The organism is Arthrobacter sp. BGA-UO-ETr-C19 (assembly GCF_059568005.1).
In genome coordinates, this window is record NZ_JCAQPC010000021.1 from 302,851 (window position 1) to 326,345 (window position 23,495).

The following is a 23,495-nucleotide window of genomic DNA, read 5'->3' on the forward strand; positions in this document are numbered from 1 at the left end:
TTCATCGCGCGTCCTTTTCCCAACTTGAAATGGGTAGACAACGTTGTCAATGACTGGAACGCTAGGTGATGTCCACAGGACAAGTCAACGGATCCGACGGCGGCACATCGGCCTGCTGTTCGTGACCTTTGGAGCTCGTTCTGCGGCAGACACCGTTGTCACACGCCCGTCGTCGAAGTTCGTCGGGACCGCCGTTGCTAGGGTGGAATCATGAAACGCAGCCTCCTCGCCATGTCCATGCTTCCTGTCGTCGTTCTGCTGGCGGGTTGCGCCCAGGCCGAGGAAGCAGCCCAGAATGCGGCGAGTTCGGCGGTGTCCCAGGCTGCCAACGCGGCGGCCGAGCAGGTGAAGGGGCAGATCTGCACCCTGATCGAGGACGGCTTGGTGACCGCCTCGGACAAGGCTGCGCTCGCGGGTCTTGTCGCCGGCGCCGAAACTGCCGGCGTGCCCGCCGAAATCACCGGTCCCCTGAAGGCGATCGCCCAGGCCGGCGACAAGGTTCCCAGCGATTCTGTCCGTGAGCTTCAAAAGGCCTGCGCCGCCGCCTGAACCGTGGAGTCAGCGCAGCCTGCAATAATCGGAACCAGCAGTTGCGGGGGCCGCTGAAAACGGCCGGCCGCAACGGGCAGCAGCGTTAGTTTCGGGCCGATTACAGCAGACGAGGCGGACATATGAAGGCTCCCAGCCAGCAGCACGCGACTTCCCCTGAGGCACCTTTCCCTGCAACGACTTCCCCGGAGCCTTCTTCATCTGAAACTTCCTCTGGCATGCCGGCGGGCAACGGAGCGCCGGTAACCAGCACAGCAGTCAATCCCGAGCTGCTGCGCTGGCTGGCGGAGGCGTACGGCGTCGGAACCTCCTACCAGGGGTGGGACGGGCAGCCGCATGAGGTTGCGGCCGAAACCCTGATCCGTGTCCTGGCCGCGCTGGGCGTCCACGCCCATACCGATCAGCTCATCGAACACGAACTGGCAGAGGCGGAACTGGCGCCCTGGCGCCGGATGCTGCCGCCCGCCGTCGTGATTCAGGAAGGCACGCCGGGGCAGGTGAGCGTCCATGTCCCGCACGGTTCTGCCGTCCGCATGTGGGCCATCACCGAGGACGGACGCGAGCTGGAGGCCGTCCAGGAGGACGCCTGGGTGGAACCCCGCGAAGTGGACGGCACTCTGACCGGCCGGGCCACCTTCGCCGTGCCGCAAAATACGGGCCTGGGATGGCACACCCTGCGTGCCAAGGCGGCCGGGGTGGTTGCCGAAGCCACGCTGGTGGTGACCCCCGCCCGTCTGTCCACGGCAGCCGACCTTGAGCAGCGCCGGGGCTGGGGACTGGCGACGCAGCTGTACTCCGTCCGCTCCAAGCGGTCCTGGGGTGTGGGAGATTTTTCCGACCTCGCCGAGCTTGCGGCGGTTGCCGGCGCACGCGGGGCAGACTACGTGCTGGTGAATCCCCTGCACGCGGCCGATCCCGTGCCGCCCCTGGAGCCGTCGCCGTATTCACCGTCGACCCGCCGCTTCTTCAACCCGCTGTACCTGCGGATCGAGGCCATTGCCGAGTTTGCGTACCTGAAACCCAAGAAGCAGTCGCTGGTCCACGGCCTCATGAAGCAGGCGCGGAAGCTGAACAAGGATGCGACGCGGCTTGACCGGGACAAGGTCTACTCCGCCAAGCTGGCAGCGCTGGAGCTGATCTTTGCCGTCCGTCGCTCGCCGTCGCGGCAGCTGGCGTTTGAGGACTACTGCCGCCGGGCCGGCGCGGGCCTGGATGACTTTGCCCTCTGGTGCGCCATCCGTGAGGACCTCGACGCCGATGACCCGTTTTGGGCCGACCCAACGGCAGCGCTCGGCTCGCCTTTGGCGGAGAAGCTGCGGGGCGAGCTGGCGGAACGGATCGAGTTCCACCGCTGGCTGCAGTGGCTCTGTGATGAGCAGCTTGAATCCGCCCAGCAGGCCGCCCGCAACGCCGGCATGCGCCTGGGCGTGGTGAACGACCTTGCCGTCGGCGTGGACCTGCAGAGCTCCGATGCCTGGACGTTGCACGGCGTCCTCGCGCCCGGGGTCAGCGTCGGTGCGCCGCCGGACATGTACAACCAGCTGGGCCAGGACTGGCACCAGCCGCCATGGCACCCCACCCGCCTCGCCGAGGCCGGCTACAAGCCGTTCCGGGAGATGCTCGCGACGGTGCTGCGGCATTCGGGCGGCATCCGGGTGGACCACATCCTCGGCTTCTTCCGGCTGTGGTGGGTGCCGGAAGGGAACTCGCCGGTGGACGGCGCCTACGTCCGCTTCGACCACGACGCCATGATCGGCATCCTCGCCCTGGAGGCCCACCGTGCTGGCGCCGTGGTGATCGGCGAGGATCTGGGCACCTTCGAACCGTGGGTCCGGGACTATCTCGCGGCCCGGGGCATCCTTGGCACCTCGATCCTGTGGTTTGAGAACGACGGCGACGCTCCGCTGCCGCCCGAACGGTACCGGCTGCAGGCACTCTCCAGCGTGAACACGCACGACCTGCCACCCACGGCCGGCTACCTCGCCGGCGACCACGTGACGCTGCGGAACGCGCTGGGGCTGCTGGAGCGTTCTGCGGAGGAAGAGCGCCTGGAGCACAATGCCAAGCTGGAGAAAATGATGGACCTGCTCCGGCAGCGGGGCCTCCTTTCGAACCGCGACGCCGGCTCCGAACAGGAACGCATCGAGGCGCTGCACCGGCTGCTCGCGCAGACCCCGTCAGTCCTTCTCGGGGTGGCGCTCGTGGACGCTGTCGGCGAACGGCGGGTGCAGAACCAGCCCGGAACCACCTCGGCCCAGTACCCCAACTGGCAGGTGCCACTGGCCAACTCCGACGGGGACCCAGTGCTGGTCGACAACCTTGAGGACGATGACAGGTTCAACTCCCTGCTTGCGGCGGTCGAGGAGGCCATGCGGACCTGACGCCCGGACCGCCGCTGGGCCCGGGCGGCCCGGCGGGCCTGACGCTGGGGGCCTAGCCGGCCGAAATGACGTGCGTGGTGTGGTCGTACTGGAAGGTGACCGGACCGCCGTCGTGGTTCAGCACGATATTTGAACCGTTCGGGGCGCCATCCTGGCCGTAGTTTTCATCCCAGGAGCCGTTGATGGCCGCCTTGAATTCGTACTGCCCGGCCGGAAGGTCCGCCGTGAGTTTCCACAGGCGGTCAGCCGGATCGAAGGCCATGAACGCCGCCTCGCACGCCGGCTGCCAATCGTCCGGGCAGCCCATCTCGCTGTTCAGGCTTCCCGCCACAGTGACCGAGTCGGGCTGCGGTGCGGCGCCTACCACCACTGTCCGGACATTGCTCACCACGTTTGACCCTTCGAGGCGTGCCCGGTAGCGCACTTCGGTGCCGTCGGCGAGGTTCAGGGCGGCCAGGTCGTCCGCCACCGAGTAGGCCGGCGATGAGTCATCGTCGGAGCCGATAGCTGTCCACGGCCCGCCCGCGATGCTGCGCTCAAACCGCACCACGTGGCCGGCCTTCTCCGGGTCCGCAGTGGCAACCACATCCACGTTCCCTTGGACGGTGCTGCCTTCGGCCGGCTGGTTGATGGTCAGCACCGGGTCCGGCACCACAGCGGACCGGGAAGCGCTGGCCGAGGTGCGGCCGGCATTGTTCAAAACGACAGCCCGGTACTCCACCGCAGTGCCGGGGTTCAGTCCCGAGACATCGTGGAAGACGCGGTAGGGGGCGGTGTCATCTGTGCCGACGCGCTCCCACGTGCCGCCCGGCGTCCTGGCCTCAAAGGTGACCTCGTAGAACGAGTTGCCGTCGACGTCGGCCGTCACCTGGATGCGGCCGTTATCCCCGGCGGACGTGGGGGTAGCCGCGGCGGACACGGGAGGCTGCAGCGCGACGGCGGGCGCCGCCTTCTCCCGGGGGATCCGGCCGGAGGACTGGTAGACGACGGCGGACAGCGGCGGCACTGTCACGGTCAGTTTGCCGTCGGCTGAGGTCCTGGAATTTTCGGCGGCGTCGCCGTAGAGAAGGCTGTAGTTGCGCTTGGCGATGTAGGTGGGAACGGCGGCGGTCTGCGGTTCTTCACTGTTGTTCAGCGCCACCACGTACTCGCGCTGGTCCTCGGCATCGGTGCGGGAAAACGCGTAGATGCCGGGCCCGTCCGAGGCGTAGCGGTGCTGGTGGGCGCCGTCGCGCAGGGCCGGGTGCTCCTCGGTCAGCTGCGCGAGTTCGCGGATCTTGGCGTAGAGGGGATGCCCAGTGTTGAAGTTCTCGGTGGCGTGGGTGGCGTCCGTACCGAGCAGGTCATCGTCGAGGTAGTCGGGCACCTTGCTGGCGAACAGCGTCTGGCGGGCGTCCTGGTCCCCGCCGGGCCCGGTGAAGCCCTGCTCGTCGCCGTAGTAGACCACGGGGTTTCCGCGGGAAAAGTACATGAGCTCGTGGGCGAGTTCGTCGCGGGCTACGCGTTCGGCGTCGTCCGCGTCCGGGTTGTCGGTGCTGATGAAGCTGCCGATCCGGCCCATGTCGTGGTTTCCCAGGAAGGTGGGCAGTTGGTAGACGTTGGAATCCGCGTCGGTGTACCAGTCATCGGCGGCGAAGAAGGTCTCCAGTTGTTTCGCGTCCTGGCTCTTCGACGCGAAATTGCGCGCCGCATCCTGGAACGGGAAGTCGAGGACCGCCTGCATCCTGTTGCGGGTGGTGAACTGGGACGTGTTGCTCTTGGAGGTGTCGAAGACCTCGCCGAACATGAAGAATTCGTCTTTGCCGTGCTCCTTGGCGTATGCGAGGACGTCGGGCCCGAACTGCTGCCAGAATTCGTCGTTGACGTGCTTCATCGTGTCGATGCGGAACCCGTCCACGCCGAAGTCCCGGATCCACGTCTCGTAGATGTCCGTCATGCCGGCCACCACCGTCGGGTGTTCGGTGAACAGGTCGTCCAGGCCGAAGAAGTCTCCGTAGAAGGAGTTTTCGCCGGCAAAGGTGGTGTCGCCGCGGTTGTGGTACAGCGTCGGGTCATTGAGCCAGGCCGGCACCTTGAGGTTCTGTTCCGCCGGATCAAGCACCGGCGTGTACGGGAAGGACGTCCCGGCGTCGAGCTTTGGGAAGTCCGCGCGGCCGGCGAAGTCCCGGTCATCGAAGGCAAGGCCTGAGGCGGTGCGGTATGGCTCCTTGTCCTTGGAAACGTAGCCGGTGCGGGCGCCCTCCTTGTAGCCGATCACGTCCGCGGTGTGGTTGGTGATGATGTCGAAGTACACCTTCATGCCGCGCGAGTGCGCCTCGTCGATCAGCGCTTTCAGCTCCGCGTTGGTGCCCAGGTGCGGATCGATCTGGGTGAAGTCCGTGACCCAGTAGCCGTGGTAGCCCGCAGAATTGTCCTCGGGCTGGACCGCCTTGTTCTTGAAACTCGGTGTCAGCCAGATCGCCGTGGTTCCGAGCCCCTGGATGTAGTCGATCTTCTCCAGCAGGCCGGTCAGGTCCCCGCCGTTGTAGAAGCCCTTGCGGGTGGGATCGAAGCCGGACACCATCGGGTCCGGTCCCAGGCCGCCTTGGTCGTTGCCGGTGTTGCCGTTGCTGAACCTGTCCGCCATGACGAAGTAGAAGTTCTCGTCGGTGACAGGGGTGCGGAGGGAATGGGTGCCTTTAACCGGGTCCGACGGCGGTCCAGGGGTTTTGCTGGCGGCTGCGCCTTGGGTGGGTGCTTGGGCTTGCGCCCCGGTTGGCGCTGCATGCTCGGGCAGGGCTGCTTGGGCGGGCAGGGCTGCTTGGGCGGGCAGGGCCTGCGCGGGCAGGGCTGATGCAGCCAGCAGGACGAGCGCGCCGGTTGCCGCCAGAGTTGCGCGGGCGGGATTGATAGGACCGAGGGTGCGCGGGGATTTCAGGCGAGGGACGGTGAACATGTTGGACCTTCCGCAAAGCAACGTTGCTTGTCCGGGTAGGGAAGCCCGGAATCCGTTGGGGTGCCGACTCGTCCAAGGGCAAGCCCGATGTCCAACACCAGCTCCTGTGATGGATCGGTATTGGCAGTGACTAATCCTGTATTGACTTTGTCGATTGCGGTTTAGCTTGCCATAATCAGGGCCGTTGGGGAACCCGCAACGAGACGCTGAAGGGGGCCTTCCGGAAGGCCTGTCTGGACGTCCAGGCGGAAGGTTGTGATGTCGTGGGACCGCTCATGGGCCACGTGAAGCCATCCGCCGCGGACCAGGTGATGACGGGGCCAGTCGCCGCCGCTGGCAAAGTCGCCGAGCGGGCTAAGCTGACTGCCCTCTGCTGACGGTGTCACCTCCAGCACGCTGATGCGGTTGGATCCCCGCACGCCTACATATGCGAACCGCTTGTCCGCCGACAAGGCAATTTCGGCCGCGGAGTCACCCTCCTTGGCGCCGTCGGATGTCGCGGGACCCTGGCCCACCAGCTCGAACTTCCCCGACGCCGAGGCGGCCCGGGATGCGAAGACCTCGATGGAGTACTCGGAGACCACAAACACCGTTCCATCGGCGTGCTGCACCAGGTGGCGGGGACCGCTGTCCTTCGGGAGCACCACCTCATGGTCCAATGCCAGGCCCGTCCGGGGGACGTGGTTCCACACACGAAGGAGGTCGTGGCCGAGGTCGGTGGTCATGATCCGGCCGTCAGCGAGAACCAGGCTGGCGTGGGCCCGGCTGGGCCGCTCGTCCCGGTGCGGGTCGCTGGATGGTGCCGCCGGACGGCGGCTGGCGATGCCGCCGTCGTCCGTCAGTTCGTACAGCAACACCTGGCCGTCGCCCCAGCAGGCTACGATCAGGAATTTTCCCTGCGGATCGACGGCAACGTGACAGGCAGCTTCGCCGGCCGCCCACGGCTCGCCGACGGCTTCGAGGCCGAACTCTCCCCGTCGCCGGTACGCCTGGACGGTTTTGGCGTTCTCGCCGACGGCGTAAACCACGGGCAGTTGCGGGTGCACGGCAACGAACGACGGCGAGTCCGCCTTTGCCGCCGTACCGCGCCAGGTCAGCGTTCCATCAGCGTTGGCCGATACGGCCCCGATCCCGGCACCGTGGCCGCAGCGGTCCGCAGTATAGGAGCCGGTCCAGATGAGCGTGTGGGTTTCGCTGTGGTTCATCGTTATATCCTGCCAATGATTGCCGGATTCGGCGTCGGATAACATGGATTTTTGCAGAGCCGATTTACTGCTGGACACCTTTAGAAGTGCCTGTGCAGGGTTATTAATGTGCCAATTCAGTACTACCGGGAGGTGAGAAAAATTCACGCAATGCCAGCCTGGGTTCTTCCTGCCCGCCGCCCCACGGACCGCCAAGGTTAGTCGGACGCATGCACCGAGCGCCCATCATTCACCTGAAGGACGCCTCCTTGCCTGTTCAAGCACCGCTTTCCCGCTCCACCGTCATCAGCAGACTGCGCGCCGCCGGCTGTGTCTTTGCCGAGGACGAAGCGGACCTCCTCCTTTCCGCAGGCTTGGCCCCCAATGAGCTGCTCAACGCCGTGCAGCGGCGAGCCGACGGGTTTCCGCTCGAGCATATTCTCGGTTGGGCCGAGTTTTGCGGTTTGCGCATCAGGGTCGAGCCGGGCGTTTTTGTACCGCGCCGCCGGACGGAACTGCTGGTCCGCGAGGCTGCTGCACTCCTTGGCGCGGCGTCCGCAGAGCCATTGTCGTCGGCCCCTCCGGTTGTTGTTGACCTGTGCTGCGGCTCCGGCGCTGTAGGTACCGCGATGGCGGTACTGGTGCCCGGCATTGAGGTGCACGCTTCCGACGTCGACCCTGCTGCCGTGCGCTGCGCCCGGCTCAACGTTGAGCCGGCGGGCGGTGTGGTCCATGAGGGTGACCTTTACTTTGCGCTGCCTGCCCGGCTCAGGGGCAACGTTGAGGTCCTGGCGGTAAATGCGCCGTATGTGCCCACGGCTTCTATCAGCAGCATGCCTCATGAAGCCCGCGTGCACGAGCCTCGGGTGTCGCTCGACGGAGGGCCCGACGGGCTCGACATCCAGCGCCGGGTGATCGCGGAAGCGGCTGCGTGGCTCAGCCCAGGCGGGCACCTTCTTGTCGAAACGAGCCGGCTGCAAGCTCCCGTTACTGCGGCGGCCATGATCGGTGGGGGACTGAGCCCGCGGATTGCCACGTCAGCCGAACTGGACGCGACAGCGGTAATTGGGAAGCTCTTGTAGGCCGCGAAGCAGTTGTCACTCGCGGCTGGGCTGCCGTTGCTTTGTGGCCCGCGGCGGCCCCCCCGTGGCGGCGTCCTGTCTGGCCGTTCACGTTTTGTGGTGGTGGTTTTGTCGGGGTTGTTGGCGGGGGTCGATGTGGGGTGGCGGGATGAACCAGGGGATTCCGTTTTTGACGTGGATTTTCCACTGTTCCTTGTGGATGAGGTGGTGATGGTGGGTGCAGAGGAGGACTCCGTTGTCGGTGCTGGTGGGTCCGCCTTGTGACCAGTAGGTGATGTGGTGGGCTTCGCACCAGGGTGCGGGGATGGTGCAGTTGGGGAAGGCGCAGCCTTGGTCGCGGGCGTTGAGGGCTTTGCGGATGTGGGGCGGGAAGATGCGGGTGGTGCGGCCGATGTCGAGGATGCGTCCTTCGGTGCCGAGGAGGACGGGAATGATGTCGGCGTCGCAGGCGATTTTGCGGATGGTGGAGGCGGTGACGGGGCCGGTGTAGGTGAAGGTTCCGCTGCCGGCGGGTGTGCCCAAGGGTTGGATGTCAGGTGGTGCGGTTGCGGGCAGGGGGTCGGGTTCGCTGGCCTGCCAGGTGTCTGTGGCGGTGCCCGGCTCGGGCCAGGGTTGGCTGGTCTGCCGGGTGCTGTCTGTTGGCCGGAGGTTGCGGGGGTGGTTCTGAGCGTAGCGGGGGCCGCGGCTGGCGGTGGTTTGGATGCTGTTGAGGAGGTCCCGGTGGTTGATGGTGACCATGACCTGGGGGCGGAGTCCTCCGGTGGTGGGCAGGGTGCCGGCGGCGAGGGCTGCCTTGCTCGCGCCGATGAGGCCGTCGAGGCGTTGCTGGGCGAGGGTGCGGCGGTCCAGGTCCGGTTCCGGGGCGGCGGCGTTGAATGCGGCGTCCAGGTCGACGGCGGCGCTGTCACTGCCGCTGTCAGGGCTGGTGTTGTCACTCCCGCAGTTGGTGGTGTCCGGGGTGGTGGTGCGGGGGTTGGTGGCGGTGTTCATGACGGTGGTGAGGACTTCGTATTGGTCGGTGGTGGCTCGGATTTCGAGGTGGTGGAGGCCGCCGCGTTTGTGGTGGAGGAAGACGCCTTGGCGGTGGCGGAGGTGTTCTTCGGACGGTTCGGTGCCGTCCTGGTCGAGGGCGTCGATCCAGCGGTGGGCGATGCGGGTGAGGAAGTCGTGGTCGTTTTCGATCGCTGTCAGGGTGAGGTTGTGCTCCATCTCGGCCAGGGTAGCGGGGTCGGGGATGTGGCGGACTTTGTCCAGGGCGGTGGTGATGGTGGTTCCGGCGCGGGAGGAGATGATTCCGGCGGTGAGGGCGGCGGCGGTTTCTTCGTGTTCTGGTGGCATGGGCCGGCCGGTGAGTCCGGTGCGGGGGAGGGTGGCGTTGGCGAGGGCGAGGCGGCGTCGGGCTTCGGGGGTGCTGATCCGGAGCCGGGTGCGGAGGAACTCGGCGGTGTTCCGTGCTCCGTCATCGGCCGGGGACCAGGCCACCGCAGACCCAGAGGCAGGGGCGGCAGCCTCGGAGGGCTGAGCGCCAGGATCCGAGACAGGTTCGGGTTCGGCTTCAGTGCCCCAGCCGGTGGTCCAGCCGGCCGCGGGGCTGGCGGTCGCTGCGGCGTTGATCGCCTCGGTCCGTGTCCGGTCCACCGCGCCGGCGGCGAGCAGCTGGAGGTATTCGAGGCGTCGGGAGAGTTTCTCGGTGAGCTCCGCGAAATCGGCCGCCTGTAGGAAGTTGGCTGCGGCCAGCTCCTCCATCGCCGCATCGGTGGCCGAGTCCAGCAGCGCCAGGGACGCTTCCAGGTCAGGTGTTGCCAGGGCCGGGGACGCCGGGCTGCCTGATGCCAGGGCGGGCGTCCCGGCGCGTGCGGTGGAAGAAACCGGGCGTGCGGTGGATCCGGCGCGTGCGGTGGCAAAAGCAGAGCCGGCCCCCAAACGGTTGGCGGCACCGAAGCCGGCGGCAGCACCGCCGTCGGACGCGTCGCCTACGGAGCTGTCAGCCACGGAATCAGCCGAGGGAACGCTGCGAAGCCCGCCGACCCGCAACAGGGCAGCCGCACTCAGGCCGGACACGTCCGTCCCGGCCGCGGTATCCGCTCGATCCTCCCCAAAGGCTTCCACAGGAAAACTATCTCAACGGGGTCTGACATTTTCGGAGGTGGGGCATGTGCGCGGCTAAGCCGGCGGCAGCACCGCCGTCGGACGAAGATGTGTCCGCAACGGCGGTGCCTGATCCGGCAGAAGCCGGACGTCCGGAAACGGAATGCTATGCAGCAGGGCAGCCGTCAGGCCGGGCAGTGTTGCCCGGCCTGACATGCCTTCTGCCTTTTCCCCGATGGCTTCCATAGGAAAACATTGTCAGAGGGGTCTGACATTTTTGGTCGTTGCCCACACCGCCCGGGATGCAGGCTCAAAATCCACCTCTGGTGCTACTGCTTGTCCGGATTTACATTCGTGGCGGCGCCGGCGGGAGTGGCTCCGCCCTCGTCCGACCAGTCCTGACCCGTGCCGTCGTTGAGAGCCGGATCGGACTCCACGTCGGAGGTTCCGAGGTTGACCGTCTCCGGATGCGTGCTGTGGGCGGGCACGTGCCCGCTGTCTGCCGATGTATCGTCCGCAGACGCAATGCCGGCAGAAGCGGTGCCGGCAGAAGCGGTGCCGGCAGAAGCGGTGCCAGCGTCACCCGGCTTCGGCGTATCGTGGTGCAGGGCCGAGCCGAGTACGGTTCCTGCCCGGCGTGCGGCTTCCGCGAGCTGGTCACCGACCTCGGGGGCCTTTTCCTTGACGGCTTCAGTCGCTGCCGTGACCTTGTCCTGGACCGGCTTGCTGTCCCAGATGCCTGCGGCCCGTGCTTTGAGCTTGTCGTAAGCTGCCCGGCCGGACCGGGATCCGAGCACGTAGCCTGCAGCGATTCCGGCGCCGAAGAGAAGTTTGGATTTCATGATGATCTCCTACTCTTGAGGGGGATCTGTACCAATATGGTGGGCCCCGTGGGGCTCCGGGGTAGGAAACCGGCCCCGGGAGCTTCCCGGAGCCGGTTCCGGCACTGCTCTGCCTAGCGGGCCGTGCGCTTGGTAATCATGCCGTAGACCAGCAGGACGATAAGTGCGCCGCCGATCGCCAGCAGCCACGTGGACAGCGAGAAGAACTCGTTGATGCCCACTCCAAAGAGGGCGCTACCGATAAAGCCGCCGAGAATTGCGCCAACCACGCCGAGCAGGAGCGTGATGAAAATGCCGCCGCCCTGCCGGCCGGGGAGGATGGCCTTAGCAATGGCTCCGGCGATAAGGCCCAGAATCAGAAATGCGAAAAAACCCATCTTTTATCGTTCCTTCTTCAGCTAAAGGAGTTACCCGGATTGCCGGGTACGCTTCGTCCTTCTCCCTAATACTAAACATGCTTACTATTTTTCTTCCAGTCGCCTTCCCGTGAAGAGCGGCCGGCGACGCACACCCGTGCCCGGGTGTTAGTGGCCTTGGACGTCGGAATTTACGCCCGCGTCGGGCCCTTCATCCAGGGTGCTGATGGCGGTCAGGTCCTCCTCATCCAAGGCGAAATCGAAGACGTCGATGTTCTCTTTCATCCGCTGCGGATCGGCTGACTTGGGGATGGCCACCAGTCCCTGCTGGACGTGCCAGCGAAGCACCACCTGGCTCACTGTCCGGCTGTGTTTGCCGGCGATTCGGGTCAGAACGGGCGCGGAGAGGAGGCCCGATCCTGCACCCAGCGGGCTGTACGATTCGGTGGTGATCCCGTGCCGCTCGTTGTAGGCGCAGTCCGCGGAGCGGTTTACGGACGGGTTGAGCTGGATCTGGTTCACGGCCGGCACAACGTCGGTCTCCCACAGCAGCTTTTCCAGATGGGCGGGCTTGAAGTTCGAGACGCCGATCGACCGGACCTTCCCGGCGCCCTGCAGCTGCTCAAAGGTCTTCCACGTGGAGATGAATTCTCCGCGCCGGGGGAGCGGCCAGTGGATCAGCAGCAGGTCCACATAGTCCAGGTTCAGGCGCTTCAGCGAGCCTTCGAGGCCAGCCACGGCCAAGTCCCCACCCTGGAATTCCCCGTCCAGCTTGGTGGTGATGAAGAACTCCGTCCGGTCCAGGCCGCTGGCGCGGATTCCGGACCCGACGCCGGCCTCGTTCCCGTATCGCACGGCCGTATCGATGTGCCGGTACCCGGCTTCCGCAGCACGTGCGACGGCGTCACTCACCTCCCGGTCGTTCAGCGGCCAGGTGCCAAGGCCGATCTGAGGTATCCGGTTGCCGTCGTTCAGCTCGATGACTGGTGCGAGTGCCATGCGCAAGAGTCTTTCCTATCGGGGAGAGTTTGCCCAGACCCGTTTGCTGGCGTGAGCGCCCGTTTTCGCCATCATCCGAGGTCAGCCCGGGAATGCCGACAGGCCGCCTGTTGTTACGATGAGCGCAAGGAGGCATATGCAGGTCTTGCTGGGTAGGCGCGCTCTGGTCGACGTGGCCGTTGCCATGGCTGGTTTCCTTGTGTCCGGGAGTTGGATCCTGACCGCTACGGGTGCTGGGGCACCGTACTTCCTTGCCGCCGTATGTGCCGGGGTGGCGGTGGTGGGAAATGCTGCGGCTTCCATCCTCAACCGCAAGCCCCGGCTGACCACGGCTGCGGACCGCGTAACGCTGATTCGTGCTGTCTTGGTGGCATGCTGTGCTGCGGTGACGGTTCCGGCCCTGTTCGGCGGAGCCGGGCCCGGCGCGCCAGTGGTCGTGCTGGGTGCGGCGGCCTTTCTTCTTGACGCGGTGGACGGAGCCGTTGCGCGGCGGTTTGCCTGCGTGAGCCAGGCGGGCGGCCGGCTGGATGTCCAGACCGACGCAGCGCTGGTCCTCGTGCTGTCTTGCGCAGCTGCACCTGTCGTCGGTCCCTGGGTGCTGGCCATCGGACTCATGTGGTACGCCTTCGTGACCGCCGGGTGGATCAGGCATGAACTGAGACGAATGCTGCCCGTGAAGAGGCTGCGCAAGGTTATCGGCGCCTTCCAGCCCTTCGCCTTGCTGCTGGCACTCACGCCTGGCGTACCGGGTGGCATCGGCATGGCTGCCGTCGTCGTGGCGCTCGTGGCGCTGGCGGCCTCGTTTGGCAGGGACATCGTCGAACTGGAGCAAGGCCACCGCAAGTTGACCGGCCGCCCCTCCAGCTCCGAACTGGTGAACTGATGGCTCGGGTGCATTGAACGGCTCTGGTGAATTGACGGCTCGGGACGAAGGGACGGTGCCTGCGCTTGTCTTAGGGCATGGTGCTCTGGACTAACCATGGCGGCGCTGGTAATCCTTGGAGTGGCCGGGCCGGAAAAGTCCCGGCCTTTCCAACAGCTAAGGATCCAGACCATGAGCGAAACGCCCGCCGATCCGGAGCAGAACCCGACGGACCAACCGGGGGATAGTTCACCCGAGGGATTCCCCTTCGACCCCAACCAGGACCCGCCCGTGGAGGCGCCGGCAGTTCCGCATCAGGACACACCGGGTCCACCCACCGGCCCTGACGGCGAACCTGATGAGCCGGCGCTGGAGGATCCGCAGCGGCCGCCCGCCCGCTAACAACTGCCCGCACTCCGGTGCGGGCCTGTGCTGATGCCCAGCCGGAGGGCAGGATTCTATCCATTCGTCCATTGGGCGCGTGTGGCGCGTTTCCTAGCCTTGGAGGAGAACTTCTCCCACTCCGACCCAAGGATGACCTTCAACGATGAAACGCATCGCACTGCTTCGGGAACGCTCCACAACCTCCGCCTCGACCGGAACCCACTGCCCGGCGTCGGGAATGTGGACCCCGGCCGACTCGCCGGAAGAGGCGCACGCCTTCTTTGAAGGACAGGTATTTCCCGCGTTCCGCGGGACCCCCACCGTGTGGCGCCGGAGTGCTTCCGGTCAGGATTAGCAAAGAATGCGGCGCCGGCTGAACGACAGCCGGCGCCGCATTACTTGTTCCGCTACCGCGCGGTCAGTCCCGCTCCAGGCGGAATCCGAGCTTGAGGGTGACTTGCCAGTCCGCCACTTGGCCGTTCTCGAGATGGCCGCGGATCTCCTTGACCTCAAACCAGTCCAGGTTGCGCAGGGTCTTTGAGGCGTCCGAAATACCGTTGCGGACGGCCGCGTCGACGCCTTCGGTCGAGGTTCCGACAATTTCAGAAATGCTGTAGGTGTTATTAGACAACTTCGCTCCTCGTGATCGCCATCGATACCCGGCTGCGGGCCGTTCCTGCAGAGTATCGGACGAGGCGCCCGGGGACTAGGCTTCGAGCACGTAGCTTCTGAGGTCGTCGAGGGTCTGCTGCATGTGGGCGTCCATGGCATCGCGTGCCTGCTGCGGATCGCGGGCAGCCAGGGCCTCGAAGATGTTCTGGTGGTGCCCGATCGCGTGCTCCTGGATATCAGGCACTTTCGAGGTTTCGGTCCGCCTCTTTTCGAGGACGCGGTGCAGCGGTTCGAAGAGGACTGCCACGAAGACGTTCTCGGACGCATGCAGAATCTGGTCATGGAATGCCAGGTCGGCGGCGACAAAGCTCGCCACGTCATTATCCAGGCGTGCCTTCCGCATGTCCGCCACGCACTCCCGAAGGCCATCGAGCTCGGCGTCGGTGATGCGCTGGGCCGCCAGCTCGCAGGCGCCTGTTTCCAGCATCCGGCGCAGCTCGATCAGCTGGACGGCGGCGGCCGGCCCGTTCTGGCCCTCGGAGGCGGCCCGAAGCACTGCCTCGAGGGACGACCAGCGGTTCAGCGGGTTCACGAACGTGCCGCGGCCGCGTTCCACGCTGAGGATGCGCTGCGCCTCAAGGGTCTTCATCGCCTCCCGCACCGTCATCCGGCTGACGTCGTGCCGTGCGCTGAGTTCCAGTTCTCCCGGCACGCTGCTTCCCGGCGGAAACTCGCCGGAGATGATGCGGTCAAGGAGTTCGTCGGCGACGACGCCCACCAATGATTTGCGTGCCATTTCTTCCGTTCACCGTGTGCGGCCTGACAGCCGTGATATCTGCAAAAGTGTACTTGCGCACGTCCTGTGCGTTATGCCACACTAGCACCAGACGCAAGATGTCTGACATCTGACAAATCATCCGCAAGACAGTTTCGACACAACGGAGTGCACAGTGCCCCTCGAATCCGACGTTCTGGCCGCCTTTCCCGCCGAGCTCCAGATCCCTGCCCGGCAAGTTGCAGAGGCTGTCGCGGCCACGGCCGCAACGTCCGCGCGCGTCCTCGTGGTGCTCGACGACGACCCCACCGGCACGCAGTCGGTGGCAGATCTTCCCGTGCTCACCCGCTGGGAAGTGGAAGACTTCCAGTGGGCTCTGCATCAGGGTAAGCCCGCCGTGTACGTGCTGACCAACACCCGCAGCCTCGACCCTGAAGAAGCAGCCGCCCGCAACGCAGAGGTGGTGCGCAACGCCCTGGCCGCTGCCCGCGACGGCGAGGGAGAGGTCCGGCTCGGCTTTGTGAGCCGCAGCGACTCCACCCTCCGCGGTCACTTCCCCCTGGAGCCGGACGTCATCGCCGCCACGGTGGCTGCCGAAAGCGGAGAGGCCACCGACGGCGTCGTGATGGTTCCAGCGTTTCCCGACGCCGGCCGCATCACCATTGGCGGTGTCCACTACACGCGCGGACCGGTAGCCGGCCAGCTGACCCCCGTGGCCGAGACCGAATTCGCCAGGGACGCCACCTTCGGCTTCGCCAATTCCGAGATGGCCAAGTACGTGGAAGAGAAGTCGCAGGGGCGGTTTGCCGCGGACTCCGTGATCGTGCTGGACCTGAACATCATCCGCGCCGGTTCCGCCACCGGGCAGGCCGAGGTGTCGGCCAAGGCAATCGCTGACGCGATCGAGCCGGCCACGCAGTCAACGCCCATCGTGGTGGACATCGTCACGGAAAACGACATGCGCGCCCTGGCCCTGGGACTGGAGGAGGCCGAGCGCCGCGGCAAGAAGCTGCTCTACCGGGTTGGCCCGCCGTTCATGCGCGCCAGGATCGGCCAGGACATTCGGCCCGAACTCAGCGGCGAGGAAGCCTACGCAGGCAACACCCCGTCCGAAGCCGGCGGCCTGATCGTTGTAGGCTCCCATGTCGGCGTGACCACCAGGCAGCTCAAGGTGCTTACCGACCGGCACAGCAGTGCGCGCATTGTGGAGATCGACGTCGAAAAGCTCCTGGGCGAGGATGCGGCAGCCTACCTCGACCAGACGGTGGATGCCGTCGTGGAGGCACTGCGCAGCGGCGACGTCATCGTCCACACGAGCCGCCTGCTCATCAAGACCGATGACCCGGCCGAAAGCCTGCGGATCGCGCGCACCGTATCCGCCGCCGTCGTCGCCGTAGTGAACCGGACACTGAAGACCTTCCCGCCGCGGTTCGTCATCGCCAAGGGCGGCATCACATCCTCGGATGTTGCCGCGCACGGGCTGGAGATCCGGCACGCGATCGTCCGCGGGCCCATGCTGCCCGGCATCGTGAGCCTGTGGGAGCCGGTTGACGGCCCTGCCAAGGGAATCCCGTACATCGTTTTTGCCGGCAACGTCGGTGATGACGAGTCGCTCGCCCAGGTCACCAGCAAGCTCAGCAACACTTTCTGAACATTCAACGGAGAACATCATGACCTCGAATTACAAAGTCACCGTCCTCGGCCTGGGCGCCATGGGTCTGCCCATGGCCTCCCGCCTCGCCAGCCAGCTGACCGTCCACGGGTTCGATATCGCCGAACCGCGCCTGCGTCTCGCCGAAGAAGCCGGGGTGAAGACTTTCGCTTCTGCCCGGGACGCCGCCCAGGACACTGACGCCCTGCTGCTCGCCGTGCGCAACAGCGAACAGCTCGACGATGTTCTGTTCGGCGGGAACGGCGTGGCCTCGGTGCTGAAGCCGGGCGCCGTCGTCATCCTGACCAGCACCGTGGGCACCGAGGCAATTCCGTCCACCGTCGCGCGCCTGGCCGAGTTCGGCGTCGGGCTCGTGGACGCCCCGCTGTCCGGCGGCCCGAAGCGTGCAGGCGAGGGCGACCTGCTGATCGTCGTCGGAGCCGAACCGATGGCGCTGGAATCTGCACGTCCGGTCCTTGAGCTGCTGGCATCGACGCTGACCGTCGTCGGCGACAAACCCGGTGACGGCCAGGCGCTGAAGACCGTCAACCAGCTGCTGTGCGGTATCCACATCGCGGCTGCCGCTGAGGCGATGGCGCTGGCCGACGCACTGGGCCTGGATCAGGCGAAGACCCTGGCCGCCCTGGAGGCCGGCGCCGCAGGCTCCTTCATGCTGTCCAACCGCGGACCGCGCATCCTGGAGGCCTACACCGAGGAAGGTGCCGAGGTGCTCAGCCGCCTGGACATCTTCGTCAAGGACATGGGCATTGTGGGCAAGGCTACGCGCAGTGCCGGCCTGGCGACCCCCGTTGCCGCCGCCGCCGAGCAGCTGTACCTGCTGGGCCAGGCCCACGGGCTGGCCGCCGCTGACGACTCCGCCGTCATCAAGGTAGTTGCCCCCACAAAGCGCACCGCTGGGGAAGGCTGATGCGGGCACAACTCGACGAACTGGTGGTATCCGCGCTCAAACGGGGGTCGGCCGTGCCGGCGTTCACCTGCTACGACTTCACCACGGCCCTGGCGGTGGTGAGCGCCGCGGAGGATGCAAAGCGCGGCGTCATCCTGCTGGTGGCGCCCAAGACTGCCGCCACAGCCAACGGACTGAGGCTCATCTCCGCGCTCCGGGCTCTGGCCGACGACGCCTCCGTCCCGGTTGCCGTGCAGCTGGACCACGCCACAGACCTTGACGTCATTTCCTCCGCCGTCGCCGCTGGCGCCGACTCCGTCCTGGCGGACGGCTCGGCCCTGCCGTACGAAGACAACATTTCCCTGGTGTGTGCAGTGCGTTCCACGCTCGAAGCCCAAGGGCACGCCGGCGTGGTTCTGGAAGCTGAACTGGGCGGTCTGGCCGGCGACGAGGACAGGGCCTTCGGCGCGGAGGGCGACGGGGCAGGCAACGAGGTTGCCGGGCTCACCGACTCCGCCCAGGTGGAGGACTTCGTGGCGCGGACGGGCGCGCAGCTGCTCGCGGTGGCGGTGGGCAACGTCCACGGGAAGTACAAGGGCGAGCCGCGGCTGCGCTGGGACGTCCTGCAGGACATTGCCGTACGTACGCACATCCCACTGGTGCTTCATGGCGCCTCGGGCATTCCGGCGGACGAGCTGGCCAAGGCGCCCGCGATGAACGTGGGCAAGGTCAACTTCAACACCGAGCTCCGCACCGGTGTCCTCGCCACGCTCGAGGAACAGCTTCCCGCTCACAGGGCCGACGGCGAGAACCTGCAGGGACTGCTGGCCCGGTGGAACACCGCCGCGAAGGACTTCGGCACGAGCACGCTGGCGATCCTCAGCCGCTGACTAGGAGTTTTTGTACACGTATCGCGAGTTCGGGGGCCGTTAGAGGCGAATGCATGTACAAAAACTCCTCAGTCGATCACGAAGATCCGGATCACCACGCGGTCCGGATGCCGTTCGCCGGTCCCCACCGCCAGCCGCGTATTGAGCCAGTCCCATTCCGGCGCGGACGCGGTGAGCCGTGGCCAGCAGCGGAAGTAGATGTTGCCGGCATCAACGGCCTCGCCGCGGTTGAGTCGCCCCATGTCCTGGTCACTCCCGTGGCGCAGCGCCGAATTCCAAACAAAAATGTGGTGGCCGTCCCTGGTCTCCAGGACGTAACGCGCGTCCAGTTCGGTCAGCGTGGGACTGCGGAGGAGCTGGTAGTCGGCGCCGCCCGGCAGGACCCGCCCGACCAGGCGCGGGCCACTGACTGTTCCGCCGGTGATGGGGATGACGCGGCGGTGGCCTTCGGGGGTGGGCCCGACGTCGAGCGGCTCGCCGACGGTGACTGACAGTTCCGCCAGGAAGGTGAGCCCCGGAGCTGCCGGAGTTTCCTGGGCTTCCGGCGGCGCGGTCACAGGACGCCTGCGGTCAGGCGGCTCGGATGGTCCTGGCCGAACAGGATGGTCTGTCGGGCAACCACGGTGTCGGCGGAGTCATAAGCCAGCCTTCCGGTGTTGAGGTTGCGGTCCCAGCGCGGATGGCAGCTGGAGGTGACCTGGACGCGCAGCCTGTCGCCCGCGGCGAATGTGTAGGCGGTCTGCCAGAGGCTGACTGTGTACTCGTAGGCCCTGCCCGGTTCGATCAGCGACGGCGCGTGGCCCGGCTGGAACAGGCCGGTCCCGGCATGGCTGTCCCGCCAGGAGGCCCGGACAATTCCGTCGGCAATGCTCAGTGACGTTCCGTCCGGACCCACCCGGCACAGCCGCACCACAAAATCCGTATCGACGGCGGTGGAGGCCGCGAAGAAGGTGGCGGTGACTTCACCGAACAGCGTGACCGGCTCCTCGAACTCCTCTGTGGTGAACGTGAGGACATCGGCCCGGGCTTCCACTTCGCGCTGCTTCGCCGGCCCGGCGGGAAACGCGCCGTGGATCATGGTGGCGCCGCCTACCGTGGGCACAGGATCCAGGGGATCGTAGTCGTATTCCACGGAACCGCCGGTCGCGGGCGTGTCCAGCAGGGCCCCGTCGGCACCCAGGAACCAGCTGCGGTGGCTGTGCGGCGAGGGCAGTTCGTCAAAACCGCGCCACTGGTTCTCGCCCATGAAGTACAGCAGGACGGCGGGGATATGGCCCATGCTTTCCGGCCGGTCCTTGAGCACGGCATCGAACCAGGCCATATGGAGCCCGGAAAGATCGCCCAGGCCGTTCATCACGGATGCGGCGGCGTTCAGGCCGAAGTTCACATCCGCGTAGCCGCCGGAGAAGTTCGTGTGGGTCCACGGACCCATGATGAGCCGTGGCGCGGGTGCGGCGCCGGTCCGGCTGTGCTCCAGCTGCATGGCGTACTGAGCGAGTGTGCTCGGGCAGAAGATGTCGAACCAGCCGCCGATGTGCAGGGTGGGCAGCGGCACCGGCTTCACCGAAGTTTCGTCCCACAGCCGGGTGAAGCTGTTCCCCGGGGATTCACCGGCCGAAGGCAGGATGTGGCGGTTCATGAATGTCCCGAGCCTGGCTGAGAGGTCGGACAGGGGGAGGGTGTCGAAGGCGTCGCCGCCGGAGAACGAACGGTCCAGGTCCAGCCAGGACTGGAATTCCTTGCCCTGCCGTTCTTCGTCTTCCGAAAATTCGCGGAGAATCTCGTTGGCCGAGGCTGACGCGTGGCCCCAGCTGAAGCGGCAGCCGAGTTCGACGGCGCCGCCGCGGTACAGCGAGCCGTTGTTGGCGTTGGCCCCCGCAGAGATGCCCGGTGCCAGGGCGGCGAGTCCGGCCGGGGCAAGAGACGCCGCCCGCCACTGGGTTTCGGCGAAGTACGACCGGCCCCACATCCCGACGGAACCGTTGGCGTACGGCAGCCGCGCTGCCCATTCGACTGTTGCGGCGCCGTCGGACGCTTCGTGGACTGACGGGTCAAAGTGGCCGTCGGAGCCGAAGCGTCCGCGGCAGTCCTGCATGATCACGACGTAGCCGGCTGCCGCAACGGTTGTCGGGTTGAAGTAGGCGGAATTGACGGCGAGGTCGCGGCCGTAGGGTGTCCTGGTCAGCAGGACCGGGCACGGCTCCCCGTCCGCAGGGCGGTAAACCGTGGAACGCAGGATGGTGCCGTCCGGAAGCGGGGTTTCGACGTCTTGTTCGATCAGTACGGGGCGGGCTGTCACGGAAGGTTCCTCACTGTGGTTTGGCTGGGAGATGCAAGGAGGGAGTGACCGGGCGGATGCCCGGTCACTCCCTCCTTCCCCGGGGTGAATGTTTAGGCGCCGGCGGTTGCCTTGGTTCCTGTTGTCTTGGCTCCAAGGTCCTCGGTGGGTACGTTGTAGGTCTCCTTGACCCAGATGGCGGTCACGGCAGCCGAGGCGAGGCAGCATGCTGCGGTGAACGCGGCCACCGGGATCCACCCGGTGGGTCCGGGCTGGACGATCGCTGCCGCGATGGCGGGTGCAAAGCCGGTGGCAACGAGGCCCAGTTGGGAAGCGGTGGCGGCTCCGGAGTAGCGGACCTTCGTGGGGAACATTTCAGCTGTCATCGCCGGACCGAGCGGGTTGACCATGCCGTATCCCACTGTCATGAACAGGATGCCGCTCGCAAAGATCAGCGGCACCGACGTGGTGCTGATGGACCAGAAGAAGGCAAACGCTGCGGCGGCGCAGATCAGGTTTCCGGTGATGAAGACAGGCTTGCGTCCGATCCTGTCCGCGAGGATGCCGGCGGAGGGCTGGGCGATGACCGCCAGCCCCGCCGTGAGGATGGTGACCCCCAGCATGGCCGGCGCCGGTATGCCGAACTTGCTGGTCGCGTAGGCCAGGCCGAACGCGGCGAAAACTGAGGACACCACGCTCCAGAGCCCGAAGAAGATCACCTTGATGATGGTGGTCCAGTGGTCGCGGAGAACCACCTTGATGGGAAGTTCGGTTTCGGTTTCGGCTTCCTTGGCGGCCTCGAACACCTCGGACTCCGGGAGGCGCATCCGGATGTAGAGCCCGACGCCGACCACCAGGATGCTGGCAAGGAACGGCAGGCGCCAGCCCCAGCTGAGCAGGTCCTCCTGCGACAGCATCGAAACGGTAAGGAACGCCAGCGAGGCAAGCATGATTCCGGCAGCCGCGCCGGTGTTGACCCAGCTGCTGTAGAAGGCCCGCTTGTTGCTGGGGGCATGTTCCATTGTCATGGTGACGGCGCCAACGGATTCACCGGCGGCGGAGGCCCCCTGCAGGGCACGGAGGACGACCAGCAGAATGGGGGCCGCTGCCCCAATGGCAGCGGTGGGCGGCAGGCAGCCGATGAGGAAGGTTGCCACGCCCATCACCACGAGCGTCAGCACCAGCATCTGGCGGCGTCCGATGCGGTCGCCGTAGTGCCCGATCACGCTCGCGGCCAGCGGGCGGACAACGTAGCCGATTCCGATGGTGGCCATGGAGAGGATGGTGCCCAAGGCGGGGTCGATCCCCGGGAAGAAGATCTTGTTGAAGATCAGCGCGGAAGCCGACCCGTAGATGAAGAAGTCGTAGTACTCAAGGGTGCTGCCGATGAAACTGGCAACGGCGGCACGGCGAGCATGCTTGGTTCCCTGATGGGAAGGGGGTGTGACCTGTTCCGCGGACGGCTTCAACGGCGTCGGCGGATCGATGGGACCAGCGGTCATTGCGGATCTCCTACTAAGGCAAGGGAAGGAAAGATTTCTGGGGCTCGCATGCTGAGCGACGTGGCGGGGTCGGCTGTGGCCTCCGTCACGCGTGATCAATAGTATGCACTTGAATCTGCGCTCGTCAATAAACATGCAAAATAAGTGCGAGATGCACTGCTGGCATGATGGAGGGCGTGATGAGCAAGCTTCGCGTCCCCGGTCCCGGCATGGATCCGGACATGGCCATTGATTTTCCGCGGCCGTTGAAGGGGCCCTCGAGCCAGCACCAGCTGATGACGTTGCTGGTTGACTACTGGGTCAACAGCGATGCGTGGCTGCCTTCCCGGCTGATCGGCGCCCTGGCAGCGGACCTGGGCATCACGGCTTCAGCGTCGGCCACGGCCCTCAGCCGCCTCGCCTCCAGGGGTGTGCTGGAGCAGTCAAGTGCCGGCCGGTCGTCCCGCTACCGCATCACCGAGGGTGCGCGGAAGCGTGTGCGCTCCGGACTGGCGCAGGTTTCGGTGTTCGGCGAGCAGTCGCGTCCCTGGGACGGCAGCTGGACGGTTATCGCATTTTCCATCCCTGAGACGTCACGGGATGTCCGCGAACTGTTCCGGTCGCGGCTGCGGTGGCGCGGGTTTGCGCCACTCTTCGGTGCGGTGTGGGTCTCGCCCCGGGACCACTCGGCGGAACTCGAAAGCACGTGCGCGGCCTTCGGTGTTGACGATTTCGCCATATTCCGAACGGCCGATTCAACTCTCCGCGGCAAGAGGTTCATCGATGCCTGGTCACCGCAGGAGTTCAGGGCCCAGTATCAGCCCTTCATCGACAGGTTTGCCCCGTGGCTGGAGCGACTCGACGCAGGGACCGTGACGCCGGCGGAGGCCCTGCGGGTGCGGACCGAGCTGATGGACGCCTGGCGGGCCTTCCCCTGGAGCGACCCGGACCTTCCTGCTGAACTGCTGCCGGAGGCCTGGCCGCGCACCGAAGCGCGCGAGGTCCTGGTCCGACTCTATGACGGGCTGGCACCGGCGGCGCTTGCGTTCGTCGAGGAGGCCGTGGCCCGGGAGGCCCCGGACCTGATGGGCTCGGCCAGTGTCATGCCGGTGCGCTCCGGCAGCTACTGAGCGCCTCCCGCCGGGGAGTTTTTGTACACGTATCGTGAGTTCGGGGGCCGTTAGAGGCCAATACGTGTACAAAAACTCCAGTCCGCCACATGTGGGCCAAGGTGGCGCA

21 protein-coding genes are annotated in these 23,495 nt (G+C 66.2%); 10 read left to right on the forward strand and 11 right to left on the reverse strand.

Features of this window, described 5'->3' with window-relative positions; genetic code table 11:
• Positions 1-210 precede the first annotated feature (210 nt).
• Together AC57BR_RS14415 and malQ are read left to right on the forward strand one after the other, a co-directional pair.
• The gene (locus AC57BR_RS14415; protein ID WP_496361680.1) at positions 211-549 is read left to right on the forward strand and encodes a hypothetical protein; all 339 of its coding nucleotides are present in this window, start codon (positions 211-213) and stop codon (positions 547-549) included.
• A gap of 218 nt (positions 550-767) precedes the next feature.
• Positions 768-2,930, forward strand: coding sequence for a 4-alpha-glucanotransferase (malQ, locus tag AC57BR_RS14420; RefSeq protein WP_496361682.1), 2,163 nt, complete (start codon positions 768-770; stop codon positions 2,928-2,930).
• A 52-nt stretch (positions 2,931-2,982) separates the two neighbouring features.
• On the opposite strand, the gene AC57BR_RS14425 is transcribed toward malQ, so the two are convergent.
• Together AC57BR_RS14425 and AC57BR_RS14430 are read right to left on the reverse strand one after the other, a co-directional pair.
• On the reverse strand, positions 2,983-5,865 hold the full coding sequence (locus AC57BR_RS14425; protein WP_496361684.1) for an alpha-amylase family glycosyl hydrolase: 2,883 nt from the start codon (positions 5,863-5,865) through the stop codon (positions 2,983-2,985).
• 161 nt (positions 5,866-6,026) lie between these two features.
• Entirely contained in the window at positions 6,027-7,070 is a 1,044-nt protein-coding gene (locus AC57BR_RS14430) for a lactonase family protein (protein WP_496361686.1), read from the reverse strand.
• Between the two features lie 248 nt (positions 7,071-7,318).
• Between AC57BR_RS14430 and AC57BR_RS14435 the strand changes: the two genes are divergently transcribed.
• Positions 7,319-8,131: a putative protein N(5)-glutamine methyltransferase gene (locus AC57BR_RS14435; protein ID WP_496361688.1), complete on the forward strand. Its 813-nt coding sequence runs from the start codon at positions 7,319-7,321 to the stop codon at positions 8,129-8,131.
• A gap of 87 nt (positions 8,132-8,218) precedes the next feature.
• Here the strand turns inward: AC57BR_RS14435 and AC57BR_RS14440 are convergent, their stop codons facing one another.
• The 4 genes from AC57BR_RS14440 to AC57BR_RS14455 form a co-directional block, all read right to left on the reverse strand.
• Complete coding sequence (locus AC57BR_RS14440) at positions 8,219-10,240, reverse strand: HNH endonuclease signature motif containing protein (protein ID WP_496361690.1); 2,022 nt, start codon at positions 10,238-10,240, stop codon at positions 8,219-8,221.
• Positions 10,241-10,548: 308 nt separating this feature from the next.
• Positions 10,549-11,061, reverse strand: a complete 513-nt coding sequence (locus AC57BR_RS14445; protein ID WP_496361692.1) for a hypothetical protein — start codon at positions 11,059-11,061, stop codon at positions 10,549-10,551.
• Between the two features lie 113 nt (positions 11,062-11,174).
• Entirely contained in the window at positions 11,175-11,438 is a 264-nt protein-coding gene (locus tag AC57BR_RS14450) for a GlsB/YeaQ/YmgE family stress response membrane protein (protein WP_354262656.1), read from the reverse strand.
• A gap of 147 nt (positions 11,439-11,585) precedes the next feature.
• Positions 11,586-12,416, reverse strand: a complete 831-nt coding sequence (locus AC57BR_RS14455) for an aldo/keto reductase (RefSeq protein WP_496361695.1) — start codon at positions 12,414-12,416, stop codon at positions 11,586-11,588.
• 136 nt (positions 12,417-12,552) lie between these two features.
• Between AC57BR_RS14455 and AC57BR_RS14460 the strand changes: the two genes are divergently transcribed.
• The 3 genes from AC57BR_RS14460 to AC57BR_RS14470 all read left to right on the forward strand — a co-directional run bounded on the left by AC57BR_RS14460 (position 12,553) and on the right by AC57BR_RS14470 (position 14,017).
• Positions 12,553-13,299, forward strand: coding sequence for a CDP-alcohol phosphatidyltransferase family protein (locus tag AC57BR_RS14460; RefSeq protein ID WP_496361697.1), 747 nt, complete (start codon positions 12,553-12,555; stop codon positions 13,297-13,299).
• Between the two features lie 171 nt (positions 13,300-13,470).
• Complete coding sequence (locus AC57BR_RS14465) at positions 13,471-13,680, forward strand: hypothetical protein (RefSeq protein WP_496361699.1); 210 nt, start codon at positions 13,471-13,473, stop codon at positions 13,678-13,680.
• Positions 13,681-13,825: 145 nt separating this feature from the next.
• Positions 13,826-14,017 carry a hypothetical protein gene (locus AC57BR_RS14470; protein WP_496361701.1) on the forward strand — a complete coding sequence of 64 codons (192 nt, stop codon included), beginning with the start codon at positions 13,826-13,828 and terminating at the stop codon, positions 14,015-14,017.
• A gap of 63 nt (positions 14,018-14,080) precedes the next feature.
• Here AC57BR_RS14470 and AC57BR_RS14475 read toward each other — a convergent pair whose 3' ends face one another.
• Together AC57BR_RS14475 and AC57BR_RS14480 are read right to left on the reverse strand one after the other, a co-directional pair.
• Positions 14,081-14,293: a dodecin gene (locus AC57BR_RS14475; protein WP_307099263.1), complete on the reverse strand. Its 213-nt coding sequence runs from the start codon at positions 14,291-14,293 to the stop codon at positions 14,081-14,083.
• A 75-nt stretch (positions 14,294-14,368) separates the two neighbouring features.
• Entirely contained in the window at positions 14,369-15,070 is a 702-nt protein-coding gene (locus tag AC57BR_RS14480) for a FadR/GntR family transcriptional regulator (RefSeq protein ID WP_496361703.1), read from the reverse strand.
• Between the two features lie 154 nt (positions 15,071-15,224).
• On the opposite strand from AC57BR_RS14480, the gene AC57BR_RS14485 reads away from it, so the two are divergent.
• From AC57BR_RS14485 to AC57BR_RS14495, 3 genes are read left to right on the forward strand one after another with little or no spacing between them, the layout of a single operon-like run.
• A complete protein-coding gene (locus tag AC57BR_RS14485) occupies positions 15,225-16,700 on the forward strand; it encodes a four-carbon acid sugar kinase family protein (RefSeq protein WP_496361705.1) in 1,476 nt (491 codons plus the stop codon).
• 19 nt (positions 16,701-16,719) lie between these two features.
• Positions 16,720-17,628 (forward strand): NAD(P)-dependent oxidoreductase, encoded by a 909-nt coding sequence (locus AC57BR_RS14490; protein ID WP_496361707.1) that lies wholly within the window; start codon positions 16,720-16,722, stop codon positions 17,626-17,628.
• Positions 17,628-18,497 carry a class II fructose-bisphosphate aldolase gene (locus AC57BR_RS14495; protein WP_496361709.1) on the forward strand — a complete coding sequence of 290 codons (870 nt, stop codon included), beginning with the start codon at positions 17,628-17,630 and terminating at the stop codon, positions 18,495-18,497. The genes AC57BR_RS14490 and AC57BR_RS14495 overlap by 1 nt, the downstream gene beginning before the upstream one ends.
• 68 nt (positions 18,498-18,565) lie before the next feature.
• Here AC57BR_RS14495 and AC57BR_RS14500 read toward each other — a convergent pair whose 3' ends face one another.
• From AC57BR_RS14500 to AC57BR_RS14510, 3 genes are all read right to left on the reverse strand, one after another.
• Entirely contained in the window at positions 18,566-19,054 is a 489-nt protein-coding gene (locus AC57BR_RS14500) for a DUF3237 domain-containing protein (RefSeq protein ID WP_496361711.1), read from the reverse strand.
• Positions 19,051-20,796 carry a CocE/NonD family hydrolase gene (locus tag AC57BR_RS14505; protein WP_496361713.1) on the reverse strand — a complete coding sequence of 582 codons (1,746 nt, stop codon included), beginning with the start codon at positions 20,794-20,796 and terminating at the stop codon, positions 19,051-19,053. Before AC57BR_RS14505 ends, AC57BR_RS14500 begins: the two co-directional genes overlap by 4 nt.
• A gap of 92 nt (positions 20,797-20,888) precedes the next feature.
• Complete coding sequence (locus AC57BR_RS14510; protein WP_496361715.1) at positions 20,889-22,277, reverse strand: MFS transporter; 1,389 nt, start codon at positions 22,275-22,277, stop codon at positions 20,889-20,891.
• Between the two features lie 179 nt (positions 22,278-22,456).
• On the opposite strand from AC57BR_RS14510, the gene AC57BR_RS14515 reads away from it, so the two are divergent.
• Entirely contained in the window at positions 22,457-23,386 is a 930-nt protein-coding gene (locus AC57BR_RS14515) for a PaaX family transcriptional regulator (RefSeq protein WP_496361717.1), read from the forward strand.
• Positions 23,387-23,495 lie beyond the last annotated feature (109 nt).

Bases quoted from the DNA above. Each gene is read 5' to 3' on its own strand.
- AC57BR_RS14415 (WP_496361680.1), top strand. From the start codon at position 211: ATGAAACGCAGCCTCCTCGCCATGTCCATGCTTCCTGTCGTCGTTCTG.
- malQ (WP_496361682.1), top strand. From the start codon at position 768: ATGCCGGCGGGCAACGGAGCGCCGGTAACCAGCACAGCAGTCAATCCC.
- AC57BR_RS14425 (WP_496361684.1), bottom strand. From the start codon at position 5,865: ATGTTCACCGTCCCTCGCCTGAAATCCCCGCGCACCCTCGGTCCTATC.
- AC57BR_RS14430 (WP_496361686.1), bottom strand. From the start codon at position 7,070: ATGAACCACAGCGAAACCCACACGCTCATCTGGACCGGCTCCTATACT.
- AC57BR_RS14445 (WP_496361692.1), bottom strand. From the start codon at position 11,061: ATGAAATCCAAACTTCTCTTCGGCGCCGGAATCGCTGCAGGCTACGTG.
- AC57BR_RS14450 (WP_354262656.1), bottom strand. From the start codon at position 11,438: ATGGGTTTTTTCGCATTTCTGATTCTGGGCCTTATCGCCGGAGCCATT.
- AC57BR_RS14455 (WP_496361695.1), bottom strand. From the start codon at position 12,416: ATGGCACTCGCACCAGTCATCGAGCTGAACGACGGCAACCGGATACCT.
- AC57BR_RS14460 (WP_496361697.1), top strand. From the start codon at position 12,553: ATGCAGGTCTTGCTGGGTAGGCGCGCTCTGGTCGACGTGGCCGTTGCC.
- AC57BR_RS14465 (WP_496361699.1), top strand. From the start codon at position 13,471: ATGAGCGAAACGCCCGCCGATCCGGAGCAGAACCCGACGGACCAACCG.
- AC57BR_RS14470 (WP_496361701.1), top strand. From the start codon at position 13,826: ATGAAACGCATCGCACTGCTTCGGGAACGCTCCACAACCTCCGCCTCG.
- AC57BR_RS14480 (WP_496361703.1), bottom strand. From the start codon at position 15,070: ATGGCACGCAAATCATTGGTGGGCGTCGTCGCCGACGAACTCCTTGAC.
- AC57BR_RS14490 (WP_496361707.1), top strand. From the start codon at position 16,720: ATGACCTCGAATTACAAAGTCACCGTCCTCGGCCTGGGCGCCATGGGT.
- AC57BR_RS14495 (WP_496361709.1), top strand. From the start codon at position 17,628: ATGCGGGCACAACTCGACGAACTGGTGGTATCCGCGCTCAAACGGGGG.
- AC57BR_RS14510 (WP_496361715.1), bottom strand. From the start codon at position 22,277: ATGACCGCTGGTCCCATCGATCCGCCGACGCCGTTGAAGCCGTCCGCG.
- AC57BR_RS14515 (WP_496361717.1), top strand. From the start codon at position 22,457: ATGAGCAAGCTTCGCGTCCCCGGTCCCGGCATGGATCCGGACATGGCC.